This window comes from Labrys sp. LIt4 (assembly GCF_017813775.1).
Lineage (GTDB): Bacteria > Pseudomonadota > Alphaproteobacteria > Rhizobiales > Labraceae > Labrys > Labrys okinawensis_A.
In genome coordinates, this window is record NZ_JAGIPY010000002.1 from 479,447 (window position 1) to 492,922 (window position 13,476).

At 63.0% G+C, this 13,476-nt stretch carries 14 protein-coding genes and 1 tRNA gene; 10 read left to right on the plus strand and 5 right to left on the minus strand.

Annotated elements, in window-relative coordinates:
• Positions 1 to 110: 110 nt before the first annotated feature.
• From J8I29_RS05160 to J8I29_RS05175, 4 genes are all read left to right on the plus strand, one after another.
• Positions 111 to 947: a hypothetical protein gene (locus tag J8I29_RS05160; RefSeq protein WP_209430839.1), complete on the plus strand. Its 837-nt coding sequence runs from the start codon at positions 111 to 113 to the stop codon at positions 945 to 947.
• Between the two features lie 384 nt (positions 948 to 1,331).
• On the plus strand, positions 1,332 to 3,347 hold the full coding sequence (locus J8I29_RS05165; RefSeq protein ID WP_209430840.1) for an acetyl/propionyl/methylcrotonyl-CoA carboxylase subunit alpha: 2,016 nt from the start codon (positions 1,332 to 1,334) through the stop codon (positions 3,345 to 3,347).
• A 130-nt stretch (positions 3,348 to 3,477) separates the two neighbouring features.
• Positions 3,478 to 4,152, plus strand: a complete 675-nt coding sequence (locus J8I29_RS05170) for a cyclic nucleotide-binding domain-containing protein (RefSeq protein WP_209430841.1) — start codon at positions 3,478 to 3,480, stop codon at positions 4,150 to 4,152.
• Between the two features lie 102 nt (positions 4,153 to 4,254).
• Positions 4,255 to 4,686, plus strand: coding sequence for a hypothetical protein (locus tag J8I29_RS05175; RefSeq protein ID WP_105862656.1), 432 nt, complete (start codon positions 4,255 to 4,257; stop codon positions 4,684 to 4,686).
• A gap of 13 nt (positions 4,687 to 4,699) precedes the next feature.
• Here J8I29_RS05175 and lipB read toward each other — a convergent pair whose 3' ends face one another.
• Positions 4,700 to 5,443, minus strand: a complete 744-nt coding sequence (lipB, locus tag J8I29_RS05180) for a lipoyl(octanoyl) transferase LipB (protein WP_209430842.1) — start codon at positions 5,441 to 5,443, stop codon at positions 4,700 to 4,702.
• A 181-nt stretch (positions 5,444 to 5,624) separates the two neighbouring features.
• On the opposite strand from lipB, the gene J8I29_RS05185 reads away from it, so the two are divergent.
• A tRNA-Leu gene (locus J8I29_RS05185) sits at positions 5,625 to 5,709 on the plus strand.
• A gap of 62 nt (positions 5,710 to 5,771) precedes the next feature.
• Here J8I29_RS05185 and J8I29_RS05190 read toward each other — a convergent pair.
• Positions 5,772 to 6,608 carry a polysaccharide deacetylase family protein gene (locus J8I29_RS05190; RefSeq protein WP_245196670.1) on the minus strand — a complete coding sequence of 279 codons (837 nt, stop codon included), beginning with the start codon at positions 6,606 to 6,608 and terminating at the stop codon, positions 5,772 to 5,774.
• 299 nt (positions 6,609 to 6,907) lie between these two features.
• Between J8I29_RS05190 and J8I29_RS05195 the strand changes: the two genes are divergently transcribed.
• Entirely contained in the window at positions 6,908 to 7,663 is a 756-nt protein-coding gene (locus J8I29_RS05195) for a glycoside hydrolase family 25 protein (RefSeq protein ID WP_245196672.1), read from the plus strand.
• A gap of 37 nt (positions 7,664 to 7,700) precedes the next feature.
• Here the strand turns inward: J8I29_RS05195 and J8I29_RS05200 are convergent, their stop codons facing one another.
• Complete coding sequence (locus J8I29_RS05200) at positions 7,701 to 7,964, minus strand: DUF3253 domain-containing protein (RefSeq protein WP_105862658.1); 264 nt, start codon at positions 7,962 to 7,964, stop codon at positions 7,701 to 7,703.
• Between the two features lie 781 nt (positions 7,965 to 8,745).
• Between J8I29_RS05200 and J8I29_RS05205 the strand changes: the two genes are divergently transcribed.
• The 3 genes from J8I29_RS05205 to J8I29_RS05215 all read left to right on the plus strand — a co-directional run bounded on the left by J8I29_RS05205 (position 8,746) and on the right by J8I29_RS05215 (position 10,411).
• Complete coding sequence (locus tag J8I29_RS05205) at positions 8,746 to 9,420, plus strand: glutathione S-transferase family protein (protein ID WP_209430844.1); 675 nt, start codon at positions 8,746 to 8,748, stop codon at positions 9,418 to 9,420.
• Positions 9,420 to 9,839 (plus strand): DUF1489 domain-containing protein, encoded by a 420-nt coding sequence (locus J8I29_RS05210; RefSeq protein WP_105862661.1) that lies wholly within the window; start codon positions 9,420 to 9,422, stop codon positions 9,837 to 9,839. Before J8I29_RS05205 ends, J8I29_RS05210 begins: the two co-directional genes overlap by 1 nt.
• A 212-nt stretch (positions 9,840 to 10,051) precedes the next feature.
• The gene (locus J8I29_RS05215; protein WP_105862662.1) at positions 10,052 to 10,411 is read left to right on the plus strand and encodes a hypothetical protein; all 360 of its coding nucleotides are present in this window, start codon (positions 10,052 to 10,054) and stop codon (positions 10,409 to 10,411) included.
• Positions 10,412 to 10,415: 4 nt separating this feature from the next.
• On the opposite strand, the gene J8I29_RS05220 is transcribed toward J8I29_RS05215, so the two are convergent.
• Entirely contained in the window at positions 10,416 to 10,991 is a 576-nt protein-coding gene (locus J8I29_RS05220) for a PAS domain-containing protein (protein WP_209430845.1), read from the minus strand.
• A 321-nt stretch (positions 10,992 to 11,312) separates the two neighbouring features.
• Here J8I29_RS05220 and J8I29_RS05225 point away from each other — a divergent pair, with 321 nt between their 5' ends.
• Positions 11,313 to 12,062 carry a rhomboid family intramembrane serine protease gene (locus J8I29_RS05225; protein ID WP_209430846.1) on the plus strand — a complete coding sequence of 250 codons (750 nt, stop codon included), beginning with the start codon at positions 11,313 to 11,315 and terminating at the stop codon, positions 12,060 to 12,062.
• Positions 12,063 to 12,171: 109 nt separating this feature from the next.
• Here the strand turns inward: J8I29_RS05225 and folP are convergent, their stop codons facing one another.
• Positions 12,172 to 13,467, minus strand: coding sequence for a dihydropteroate synthase (gene folP, locus J8I29_RS05230; protein WP_209430847.1), 1,296 nt, complete (start codon positions 13,465 to 13,467; stop codon positions 12,172 to 12,174).
• Between the last annotated feature and the right edge of the window lie 9 nt (positions 13,468 to 13,476).

Consider the following 13,476-nt stretch of genomic DNA (forward strand, 5'->3'; position numbering starts at 1 on the left):
TGTGCGGCCCTTAGGGTGAGACTCATTAACGCCACTTTGAGTGGTCCAGGCTCAAATTGGCATCATGAGGCGCCGCGAGTTTGGCGCAAACCAAGGCAAGGCACGACACTATGGTGACGTCACCTATCGCAACTCTGATTCAACCCGCCCTGGAGCGCGGTTCGATCGAGGATTCCGAAGTCCAGCAAATGCGCCAGCGTTGGCAGGACGGCGTGCAGCTCCAGGCCGCCGATGCCGACGCACTCTTTGCGCTTCAGGGCGTACTGGCTGGGCGCAACAAGGGTTTCAATGCCCTGTTCGAGGAAATGCTGACGGCTTTCGTCCTGGATCGTAACGAGCCCAAGGGCAGCATCTCCAAGGAGCAGGGAGCCTGGGTGCTTTCGATGCTCGATGGCGGCGAGGGACTGGTGGCCAATGCCGCCGAACTCGGCCTGCTGATCCGCCTGGTCGAACAGGCCGACAACGTGCCGGACGAGCTCGCCAGCTTCGCATTGCACCAGATCCAGCATGCCGCGATGACGGGCGAGGGACCGGCCGCCAAGGGCCGCATTCATTTCTCCCGCGTGATCGATACGCAGGATATCGCCAACATGGCCCGCCTCTTCCAGGTCGAGAAGGGAGCCAGGCGCCGCATCATCTCGCGCCAGGAAGCCGAGATGCTGTTCGACATGGCCGAAGGCTGCAACAGCGAGGACCCGGCCTGGGACGGGCTGTTCGCCGAAACCATCCAGGCTCATCTGCTGGCGACCAACCAGCCGAGCAATACGGGTGGCCGCTCTCTCACCACGCCCGTGGTCCTGGCTGATCGCGACAGCGCCTGGCTGAACCGGCGCATCCAGCATGATGGCAGGGTGAGCCGCGCCGAGCGGGCCCTGCTGGCTCTGGTCGATCCCCGCCAGATGGCGGCGACCAACAACTGGGATCAGTCGATCAGCCAGATGATCTGATCCATTCGAGCCAATTGAAGCGATACCATCGAATGCCGGCCCTCGGGCCGGCATTCTGCTTTTTGGGCAGGGTGTTGGCCGCCGAAGATGAATCTCGATATCAGCCTGTTCGTCTCAAATCCTGTCGCCTGCGGGTGGGAATTCTCTGCCCATGTCGCCGCCGTCGGATCCGAAGCCATGCTGAAGCCCTGGCGGCGATCCGCGCTCCCCGGCAAAGGCGCATGCGAGAGCTTGGGCGGAACAGGCCGGAACCACTCCTCCGTAGCGATCAGCGGTGCACGCCGCCTGAATCTCCCGGCCGGCTTATTGCGTGCGGCCGGAATCTATGAGACGCCCTAATCGAGGGCAGCGCGCCCATTCGAGCCATCCTGGGTGATTGCAGGCATGTTTTCCAAAGTTCTGATCGCCAATCGCGGAGAAATCGCCTGCCGCATCATCAAGACGGCACGCCGGATGGGGATTGCCACGGTCGCCGTCTATTCCGACGCCGATCGCGACGCCCTGCATGTCGAGATGGCGGACGAGGCCGTTCATATCGGCCCGCCGCCCGCGGCCCAATCCTATCTCCAGATCGAGAAGATCATCGAGGCTTGCCGCAAGACCGGCGCCGACGCGGTGCATCCGGGCTATGGTTTCCTGTCGGAGCGCGAGGCCTTCGCGAGGGCGCTCGAGGAGGCTGGCATCATCTTTGTTGGGCCCAATCCGCGCGCCATCGCCGCGATGGGCGACAAGATCGAATCCAAGAAGGCGGCCGCCGCAGCGGGTGTTTCCACCGTGCCGGGCCATCTCGGCATCATCGAGGACAGCGCGGCCGCTATCCGTATCGCCGAGGAGATCGGCTATCCGGTGATGATCAAGGCTTCCGCCGGCGGCGGCGGCAAGGGCATGCGCATTGCCTATTCTTCGGCCGAGGTCGAGGAAGGCTTCCGCCTGGCGCGTTCGGAGGCGAAGGCGAGCTTCGGCGACGATCGTGTCTTCATCGAGAAGTTCATCGTCGAGCCGCGCCATATCGAGATCCAGGTGCTCGGCGACAAGCATGGCAACGTCATTCATCTGGGCGAGCGCGAATGCTCGATCCAGCGCCGCAACCAGAAGGTGATCGAGGAAGCGCCATCGCCTCTACTGGACGCGGAGACGCGGGCTCTGATGGGCGCGCAAGCCGTCGCTCTCGCCAAGGCGGTCAATTATGATTCTGCCGGAACGGTGGAATTCGTCGCCGGGCAGGACAAGAGCTTCTACTTCCTGGAGATGAACACGCGCCTGCAGGTCGAGCATCCCGTGACCGAACTGGTGACGGGCATCGATCTCGTCGAACAGATGTTCCGCGTCGCCGCCGGCGAGGGGCTGGCGCTGAAGCAGTCCGACATCAGGCTTTCGGGCTGGGCGGTGGAATCGCGCGTCTATGCCGAGGACCCCTTACGCAATTTCCTGCCCTCGATCGGCCGCTTGACCCAGTATCGCCCACCGGCCGAGCGGCGCGAGAAGGGCATCACGATCCGCAATGACACAGGCGTGTTCGAGGGGGGCGAGATTTCGCTTCACTACGACCCGATGATTGCCAAGCTTTGCACCCATGCCCCGACACGGGCCGGCGCGATCGCCGCCATGTCGGATGCGCTCGACGGCTTTGCCATCGAAGGCATCCGCCACAATATTCCGTTCCTCTCAGCCCTCATGCAGCATGAGCGCTGGAAGGAGGGGCGGCTGTCGACCGCCTTCATCGCCGAGGAATTCCCCGGCGGTTTTTCAATCAGCCCGCCCCAGGGGGTGGTTGCGGACAGGCTCGCGGCGGTCGCGACGGCGATCGACCATATCCAGAACCAGCGCAAGCGCGGCATCAGCGGCCAGATGGTCGGCAGACCCGTGGAGTTCGAGCGTCGCCGCGTCGCAATGCTGGGCGACACGTCCTTCACCGTTGAAGTGGACGAGGCGCGTGGGGAGATGCAGGTGACCTTCCTTACGCCGGAAGGCGCGCCGGAGCGCCTGGTAACGCTGACCTCCGATTGGAAGCCCGGCCAGCCGGTGTGGTCGGGCCGCATCCATGGCGAGCCGGTGTCCATGCTGGTCCGCGCCATACCCAATGGTGTCGTAATCGCCCATCGCGGCACTGCCGCCGACATCCGCATCTACACTCAGCGCGAAGCCGAGCTTGCCCGCCTGATGCCGGTCAAGAGCAGCTCGGCGCTCACCACCGCCCTGCTGTGTCCGATGCCTGGACTGGTCCGGGCCATCGAGGTCGCCGAGGGCCAGGAGGTCAAGGCCGGGGAGGCGCTTTGCGTGGTGGAGGCGATGAAGATGGAGAACGTCCTGCGCGCCGAGCGCGACGCCACCGTCAAGAAGATCCGCGTCAAGCCGGGCGACACCCTGGCGGTTGATGCGGTGATCATGGATTTTGCCTAGGATTTTCAAGAACAGGTGACGGATTTTTCGACTGGGAAAATGCGTCAGAGCAAGAGTTGAAAAGAAAGCTCGTTTCGAAGAAATCGTGCTTTTCTGACATTCCGGCATTCGCGGTCGAGGGGGAGTGGGTTTGAGCGTCTGGGACCAGTTCTTCAGCTGGGGCGCGCTCCCCGGCCACATCGCCTATGCCATCATCGCTGTCTCCTATCTCCTGACCAACATCTTCTGGCTGCGGCTGGCGGCGGTGGTGGGCATTGCCCTGGAGGTCCTCTATTTCCTGTTTAGCGGCTCCGCGGTTTGGCCATCGATCGCCTGGGACAGTGCCTTCATCCTGATCAATCTGGTGCAACTCGGCATTCTCCTGCGCGACCGGTTCAGCCTGAAGCTCTCGGCCGACGAACAGGCTTTCATCAAGCCGATCGTCGGAGACCTCGATAAGGCTCAGATCGCCCAGCTCTTGCGAACGGCCGAATGGCGCACGTTGGAGCCTGGCTCGGTGGTGACCACCGAGGCCGATCCGGTGCATGAACTCACTTTCATCTGCGAAGGGCAGACGGAAGTGCGCGTGCGCGACCAGCTGGTCGCCCATGTCGGCGCCGGGGCTTTCGTCGGAGACGTGTCCTTCGCTACGGGCGTGCCGGCGACCGCCACCGTGATCACGGAAAATGCCGTGCGCGTCCTGGCCTTCGATCAGGCCAAGCTCAAGGCGCTCTGCAAGCGGGACGAGCAGATCGCGCATGCTCTCTATCGCCGAATCGGCGGCGGCTTGGCCGACAAGATGCGGGTGGCGACGGGCCGCCTGTAAGGAGGCGAGGGACCATGAACCGGAATCTGAACCTCGAAACGCTGCGTTAACCCGCGGATGTTAAAAGCATATCCAGCTTGGGTTCAGTGCGTTGTCAGGACAATGCTGTCAGTCGTCATCCTGCGTTTGCTGCTTTCACCGTCCGGTGCGATCGATCGCGTTGCCTTCACCGCCGGCGTCGTGCTGCTGGCCGCGCTCGCGGTCGGCGGTCATCATGCCATGCAGGGCTGGAGCGGCCCCTATGGCCTGGGTTCCTTCGCCTTCGTCGCGGCCATCGCCTGGTCGGCCATCTGCCTCTCGCGCAAGCGCCTGCATGATTTCGGCTGGTCCGGCTTGGTGATCCCGGCCTTTCTGAGCCTCTATCTGCTAGCCGTCGCGATTGCGATCTTCTTTCTCGACCGGGGGGCTCTTGCTTCCTGGCAGCAGGCCCTGGCGACATTCGGCCTGTTCAGCGGCCCGATGGTCGGCTGGCTGATCGCATTGGCGATCATTCCCGGCAACGGGCTCGCTTCCAGCGCGAAAACCAGCTGGTAGGCGCAAAATCCTCTCAGGCCAGGGCCTTGCCGGCGTTTTCGGATTCGATTTCTTGCCTCGGCAGGCACGTCGGTCCGAAGATAGGTTCGAAGCTCTGGCGCAAGGCGAGATCGACATCATCCAGCGTCACCGGCAAGCCGAGATCGACCAAGCTGGTCACGCCATGGTCGCGGACCCCGCACGGCACGATGCCGGAGAAATGGTCGAGATCGGGTTCCACATTGATGGCGATGCCGTGGAAGGAGACCCATCGCTTGAGACGGATGCCGATGGCGGCGATCTTGTCTTCGGCAGTTTCGCCGCGCTCGGGGCGCCTCACCCAGACACCGACCCGATCCTCGCGGCGCTCGCCCCGGACGTGAAAGGCCCAGAGCGTATCGATCAGCCAAGCCTCCAGCGCCGTCACCAGCCGCCTAACGTCCTGCCGGCGGCGCTTGAGATCGAGCATGACATAGGCCACGCGCTGGCCGGGGCCGTGATAGGTGTATTGCCCGCCGCGCCCGGTCTGGTGCACCGGGAAACGATCCGGGGCGACCAGATCCTCCTGTCGAGCCGAGGTGCCAGCGGTATAGAGGGGCGGATGTTCGAGCAGCCAGACGCACTCGCCGGCCGTTCCGTCGGCGATCGCCGTTGCCCTGGCCTCCATGGCCGCAATGGTTTCCTCATAGGGACTGAGGCCCGCAATCACCCGCCATTCCACCGGCGGAGAATCGCCGTTAGGCAGGAAACTGTGGTCCATGGTGTTGCGGCTGGTCACTGGATCGGTTCCAATCGGGGGAAGAGCCCTTCATATCGGCGGATTTCGGCGCTTCGACAAGGCCTTGCATGCTAAGTGCAGGAAAAGCGTGAATTGCCCTTGCTGCCCTGTGATCGATCTGTTAGACGATGCCCCGCTTCACACGGCAGCGCGTTCTGCGAGCCGGCCTTGTGCAGCAACCGCGGTCATGGCGGAATTGGTAGACGCGCTACCTTGAGGTGGTAGTTGGGAGACCAGTGGAGGTTCGAGTCCTCTTGACCGCACCATATTAGAGCAAAGCTCCAAAAGGGCGATCCAGCGATGGATCGCCCTTTTGTTTGCCCTGGACCTAGTGCGGCGGCGCGCGCCTTGGCTGGCCGGCAGGCTTGCCCTGATTGGCAAGGATGCGTTCGGTCTGGGAGAACCAGCCGGCAGGCGCGGGCTTGGTTTCGAGCTCGCCGGGACCCGGCACGATATGCACGATTCGAAAGCCGCGCCTTTTTAGTTCCTGGAGAAACTGGGGCAGCATCGCCACGGTGCGCGGTTGGATGTCGTGCAGGAGCACGATGCCGCCCTTGTTCTTCTCGAGCCGCCCGAGCACCAGCTCGAGTTCTTCCTGCGGTGTTTCCGGCTCCCAATCGCTTGCCCACAAATCGGCGCCGAACGCCACGACGTCGAGCGAGGCGAGCCATTGGTTGAGGGCAGGGGAGTCGGCAAAGCCGGGAAAGCGGAAGAAGGGCTGGTGCGGGCGTTCCCGCGCGACGCCCCATACCGCCTTGTCGACGGCATGATAGCCGTTCTCGATATCGGCGCGGGCCCGCTCGAAGGGCAGGCGCCGCAGGACGGGATGGGTCATCGAATGATAGGCGACGGTATGTCCCTCTTTCGCGACCCGAGCGGCTAGAGCCGGGGCAGAAGCGGCGTTGCGGCCGATCATGAAGAAGGTGGCCTTGACGCATTGGTTCGAAAGAGCGTCGAGGATCTTCTCCGTACGCCCCGGCATCGGCCCATCGTCGAAGGTCAGCACAACCTCTCCCGGGGCCAGTCGCAAGGTCTGGGGATAGGTCTTGAGGCCCACCGCGCCGCCGCCGACGGTGCCGACGGGCAGCGTGCGCGACACGCCCAGCGCCTCCGGTGGGCAGCCTGCGAGGCTGGAAGCAGGCAGGGCGCAAGCAAGGGCGGCCAAGCAGAACGTCCCGGCAAGACGCAGGGATGGGCCTAGCCGGGAAGTTCCGCAAATATTCGATGCCTTGCAGGCCCCTCGCGATCGCGCCCGTGGCTCAATCACGAGGAGTTTGCTTAGGGCCGAGACTTTCATGATAGGATTTGACCGGTAATAGGGATGATTCGCCTGATAAGCGTGTTTGCGAGCCGAGTCTTCAAAGATTCTTGTCGACAGTGAGAAGCGGTTAAGCTTCTCTCTCTACCCTGTGTTTCCAGTCGTTGAAGTGCCGGGCGTAACCGCCATTCAAAATGGGTATCACAATGCGATCGCTGTCGCGCTTCATGCAACGCGGATTGATTGCAGCGGGCGTGCTGTTGCTCAGCGCCTGCTCGACCGTCCAGCAGGCCTATCCCGAGGCGAGCAGATTTCCTGTTCACGGCATCGACGTCTCGAAATATCAGGGCGTCATCGATTGGAACGCTGCAGCCCGCGGAGGCGTGCGCTTCGCCTATCTGAAGGCGACCGAAGGCGGTGATCGCCTCGACGACAAATTCAAGGCCAATTGGGAAGGAGCCCGCGCCGCGGGCATACCCACAGGCGCCTATCATTTCTATTATTTCTGCCGGCCGGTGGAGGATCAGGTCGCCTGGTTCAAGACTCATGTGCCACCGGCGAGCGACGCTTTGCCGCCGGTCCTCGACATGGAGTGGAACCATCTCTCGCCGACCTGCAAGCTGCGCCCGCCGGCCGAGAAGATCCATGCCGACATGGCGGTCTTCCTGCGGGAGATGGAGCGCTTCTATGGCAAGAAGCCGATCATCTACACCACGGTGGATTTCCACCGCGAGATCCTGACCGGCGAACTGGAGAACTATCCCTTCTGGGTGCGCTCGGTGAAAGGCCATCCTTCCGGGCGCTACGGCAAGCGGTCCTGGGCTTTCTGGCAATACACGGCCACCGGTTCGGTGCCTGGAGTCCAGGGCCAGGTCGACCGTAACGCCTTTGCCGGTTCCGAGCAGCAATGGCAAGACTTCCTGGCCCAGAACATCGCCACCGGCAGTATCGCCGCCAATTGAGGTTCAATGCCGTTGGGAGCGCCTATAATGCTTCTCCTTAGTCGATCCGTACCGGTCCGAGCCGGTAGACGCCCTTGAAATCGTCGGGATCGGCCGGCGCGCCCTTGCGATAGATCACCAGCCGGCCTTCCTTGGCCAGGCGCACCACGATACGGCGCAGTGGCTGCATCAGGGGCCCCCATTGATCGGCGGCCTTGCCGCCGACCTCCTGCGCGATGTCCGCCGGAGCCAGGGTCTTGCCCACCGGCAGGGTTGCGATCAGGCGGAGGGCCGTCTGTTCGAGGGCGTCCTTGTCTACCATTGAACTCACGATCTGGATGGGAGAGCTGTGTTGGGCGCTTCTTGGCAAACGCACTATTCGTTTCTCGATCGATTCTCCGCGTTGGTGGCCGATGTCTGAAGAGAGTACCGGCCACCGCGAAGCAATCGTCTAGCAGAGGAATTTGCCGGGTGCGCAACCGCCACTTGGTGCGGGTTTGCTGGGGGATGGTGCAGCGGGAGCCGGTGAAGGGCTTTCGATGCGGGGGGCGCTTGGAGCAGCCGGTGATGGCGGTTCGACCCGAGGTGCCGGTGCCGACCATCCCGGGCGGGACAGGCCAGGAGAAGCACCGACATCAGAAGTCGTCGGGCGTGGAAACACCCTTCCTCCAGATCCCGGTGTCGCGCCAGGCTCCAAGCCCGATCCCGGTGTTCCACCAGGCGGCGTGCCGGGAGTGCCGGGGAAAAAGCGACCGGGGCCGGGGTCTGGTCTGCCGGGGCGCGGCCGGCCATGGCGGCGATAGCGTCGATCATCACCATAATAACCGCCGCCATAATAGCCGGGGTCACTGTAATAAGGCCGATCGGAACCACCATCACCAGGTACAGCGCAGCTTGCCAGGGGGAGGGTGAGCAGACCGGCAAGCAAGAGCATTTTCTTCATGGGCACGACTCTCAGATGCATTGCAGTTCGTGGGTGGGACAATGAAGGCGCTCCCGCCAGCTTGCAACTGGATGTTTGGCACCAGGGTCGTTAAACCGCGTTGTCATAGGGCATGTTGACGAAAGCAAATCTCCGTTTGCACCTCCAAGCTGGAGGCGGCATGGTGCGGCCCGTGCTGGAGTACGCCCCCTTGAAACTGATCATCGGCAACAAGAACTATTCTTCCTGGTCCATGCGCCCTTGGCTGGCGGCGAAGTCGGCCGGCATCCGTTTCGAGGAGCAGATCATCTGGCTGCGTCATCCCGAGACCTCCGCGATGATCAAGGCGACTTCGGCAGCCGGCAAGGTGCCCATTCTCATCCATGGCGACATCATGGTGCACGAATCCATCGCCATCCTCGAATATCTGGCCGAGATCGCGCCGAAGCTCTGGCCTGAGGATCGCGAGAGCCGGGCTCATGCCCGCGCCATCAGCGCGGAGATCCATGCCGGTTTCCTGCCGCTGCGCCGCAACTGCCCGTTGAACATCAAGCGCCAGCCCAAAGCGATTGCGCTCGACGACGAAACGCGGGCCAGCGTGGAAAGAGTGGTGGATCTCATCATCGATTGCCGCACGCGTTTCGGCAGCGGCGGCGATTTCCTGTTCGGTGCGGATTTCAACAATGCCGATGCAATGTGGGCACCGGTGGTGAATCGGCTTCACGCCTATGACATCAAGGTGCCGGTTGCGGTACGCCGCTATATGGAGGCAGTGATGGCGACGCCGATGTGGCGTGAGTGGGAGGCGGCCGCTCTCGAGGAAACCGAAACGATCGTCGACATCGATTCAGTGTGATGAGCCTCAACCTGATCAAGCTGTGTGTCGGCGCCGAATCGATCGCCGACCTGGAAGAATGGATCGCCCTGCGCTTGCGCTTGGCAGGCGAACAGATCCATACCACCCGCATGATGCCGAAGAATCGCGAGGCGATCCTTGGCGGCGGCTCGCTCTATTGGGTGATCAAGGGCATCGTGTCCTGCCGTCAGCGCATTACGGATTTGCGGGCGCGCCGTGACGAGGACGGCATCTCGCGCTGCGATATCGTGCTCGATCCGGTGGTCGTCGCGGTCGATCCCCGTCCGCGCGGCCCGTTCCAGGGCTGGCGCTACCTCAGCGCGGCCGATGCCCCGCCCGATCTTGCCACTGCCGGTTCGGCCGATGCCGACCTGCCGATAGAGCTGCAGCGCGAGTTGCGCACCATCGGCCTCGTCTGAGCCTGGAAGCCGTTATGGCTCGCGAATAGCTTCGCGACAGCTGCAAGGCGTGTTCACGCTATAGTCACACTCCATGCGTCATTATGGCACGCAATCGCCGCTTACCTGAACGTTATTCGTTATCAAGCGTTAACCATGACGTGTGCAGGATGGCACTTCGAAGTTTCACCGCTCTGGCATCATGGCCGTAAGTTGAGTGGATGGAGGAAGCCATGTTGATCGCAAGTACAGAAGGGCAGGGCTGGTGCTACGAAGTCATCGCGCAGTCTGACGGCTTTCTCGTCCAGGCTCGCGATCTCGATACCGGCGAAGTTTCCCTGAACGAAATCACCCTGTTCCGCACCTCGCCGGTCGCTTTGGCCTATGCCGATATGGCAGCCGCAGCGGATCGCTTCGCGGCGTCCCGGCTCGAAGAAGTCGAGGACTGGCAGACCCTCGCCGACGATTACCATCACGAACTGGATCGTTTCACCGCCATTCGCGATCGCCTGTCCGATGACGGGGTTGGCGGCGCCTTGCTTCGCTGCAGCCGGGCGGGTTCGTTGCGCGATCAGGCCTATCGGCTGCATTGACCGGTCAGGCGCTGGCCTTGCCGCCCTCGACCAGGGTGAGATGGCCATAACGGCGGGTGCCGGTGGGCAGAGCCGCACGGCGCTGGATACGCGACGTCGCCGGGATTTCCTCCACCGAGATGATGTCGAAACGCGAAATGGGATGCAGGCCGATCCAATAGGGGGCCTCGCCTGGTGTGAGGCTGCCGAGGATACGCGAATTGGCCTTGCCGCGATGATGGAGCGGCAGAAGCAGCAGTTCCAAATCGAGACAATGACCTTGCAGCGTGCTGCCGTTCAGCGCGACCACCCGCGCCGTCAGGTCCGACGATACCGCTGTCAGCAGGTCCGCCAGGCCGGTTCGATCGCTCCAGCGATCCAGCAGGGAAGCTCCGCGCAGTTCCTGGCCCAGCAAGGCGCACATGCGGGTTCCGGCCAGCCGGAAAGGAAAGCTGCGATTCCTATCGATCTCCACAATGAAGGTATCGCCGAGCACGCGTCGGATGGCGGCCGGATCGATGTCGATGCGTTCGGGGGCCGGCCTCTGGCCGCGCAACTGATCCCAATAGCCGTAGAGGTCGCGTGTCGCCGTATTCTTCATTGGTCTGCCACCCCCGGAGCAAAGCGCGCTCATGGCTGATCGCTTTTGCTCTAACTCTCTGTTTCCGAGCCAAACCGAAGGATGGTCTCGGGCGTCCTGCGATTTTTCGAGTCATGCGCGCGACCCGAACGCGCTCCCGTCCGTCTCAGGCCGGCGAGAAGGCGACGATAGCACCGGCGAGGGAGCTGACGGCAGAGGGCAGGATGGTTACCGGCTGGAAACGAATTATTAATGTTAACAAAAGGTTAATGGTGCCGAATCGATGTTAAGAATGGCGGGGTGGCTGGCCATGGTTTGCTTCCTGCTTCAGGAGATACTTCTTTGTCATTGAAATCGCGCGGCAATATCGACCCGCCAGCGGCCTTCAACGTCCCGGCGGTCGTCCTGCTGCTCACCGGCCTCATCGTCATTGTTCACATTGCGCGGGCGGTAATGCCCGTGAGCTGGAGCGCCTGGCTGGTCGGGGTTTTCGCTTTTACGCCGCTGCGCTACGATCCGTCATTCGCGGAGAGCATTGCCTGGCCTGGCGGGCATATTGCCGACATTGCCGGGTTCCTGACCTGTTTCTTTCTCCAGTCCGATCCGGGCACTCTGATGATCAACGGGGCGGCACTGTTGATCCTGGGGGCCGCCGTGGCCTGGCGCTTCGGCACCTGGCGTTTTCTGGTCTTCACCGCTCTATGCACCGTTGCAGGCTCGTTTACCTGCCTGTTGTTCTACTGGGGCAGCGCAGCCGCCATGGTCGGGGCGGGCGGTGGTTTGTCCGGCCTGTTCGCAGCTTCGATCCATTTTCTCTTCAAGGGCGGGTCGGCGATGGCGGCGTTTCGGGTCGCCGGCGGCGCGGCCTTTCGCAAGCCGGCCTGGACCTTGCGCGACGCCCTGGCAGACCAGAATGTGCGCATCTGGCTCGCTGTCTTCGCCTTCATCACGGCGTGGAACGCCGTGAGCCCGCTGATCCTTACCACGTCACAGGTGGTGCCCGGCTGGCCGGCCAATATAGGCGGCTTTCTGGCAGGCCTGGTTCTCTTTCGCTTTTTCGACCGGCAGCCGCGGCTGCGCCGAGTCGTCTGAACTTAGAGAAAAAATGACCTATCTTCGAATGGTCTTTTGCTCTAACTCTTTGTTTTGACGCGGTTTCTCAATCGAAAAGTCGATCGGCTTTTCTGGAAAACACGTTAAATCAGCTCATCGCCTGCCCCTCGACGGCGCTCCACACCGCCAGGGCCTGCCGCGTCTGCGCGACGTCATGAACGCGCACTGCGTCGGCGCCGCGCTGGGCGGCGGAAAGAGCGGCGGAAACCGATCCGGCCACGCGTTCCGAGGCCGGGCCATGGCGATCGACGCCGCGGATGAAGATCTTGCGCGAGGCTCCGATCAGCACGGGAAAACCGAGCGCGCGCAATTGCGGCGTGGCGTCGAGCAAAGCGAGGTTGTGTTCCATGGTCTTGCCGAAGCCGATCCCGGGGTCGAGCCACAGGCGCGAGGCGGCGATGCCGTCCTTGATGGCGCGTTCGCATTTGAAGCTGAGCTCGGCGCAGACATCCTTCACCACATCGGCATAAACAGGGTTGACCTGCATGCTCTGCGGATCGCCCTGCATATGCATCAGCACCACGGGGACATCATGATCGGCGACGGCCCTGCGGCTGGCCGGATCATCCAGGGCGGTGACATCGTTGATCATGGTGGCGCCGACCGCGAGTGCGCGCGCCATGATCTCGGCGTGGCGGGTATCGATGGAGATCAGGCGATAGCGCCGTTTGGCCTCCTCGGCGAGGGCCTCGATCACCGGGCCGACGCGCTGCCATTCGGTTTCGATGTCGACGGGAGTGGCACCCGGACGCGTCGACTCGCCACCGATGTCGAGAATGTCGGCCCCTTCCTCCATCAGCTGGCGGGCATGGGCGATGGCCGTCTCGGCGTTGTCATAACGCCCGCCATCGGAGAAGGAATCGGGCGTGACGTTGACGATGCCCATCAGCAGCGGCACCGTCCTGAGGGCCCGTACATGGGCGCGGTCGCTGCGTGCCAGCATCAGGCTGACGGTTTCGCCATTGACGGGATGACGCCAGCCCGGTGCGATATCGGCGAGGGGCGCGAGCACGAAGGCCCGTTCATGCATGCGGGGATGCGGCACCACCAGGTCTGGCGTGTCGATGATTTCGCTGCCGTAGCCGATCAGATCGAGATCCAGCGTGCGTGCGGCATTGCGTTCGCTGCGCTCGCGTCCGAACTGCAATTCGACGTCGAGCAGGACGGAAAGAATCTGATGCGGCGTAAGGGCACTCTCGACGGCGATGACCTGGTTCGCATACCAGGGCTGGTCCGAGCGCGGCACCGGCTCGGTCAGGAACAGGCGTGAACGCGCCGAAATCGTCAATCCGCGGGCGGCCAGGGCAGAGACGGCCCGGCGGAGGGTTTCCCGGGGAGCTCCTTCGGAGGACGGAAGATTGGCACCGAGGGCGACGTAGATCATGGAAACACT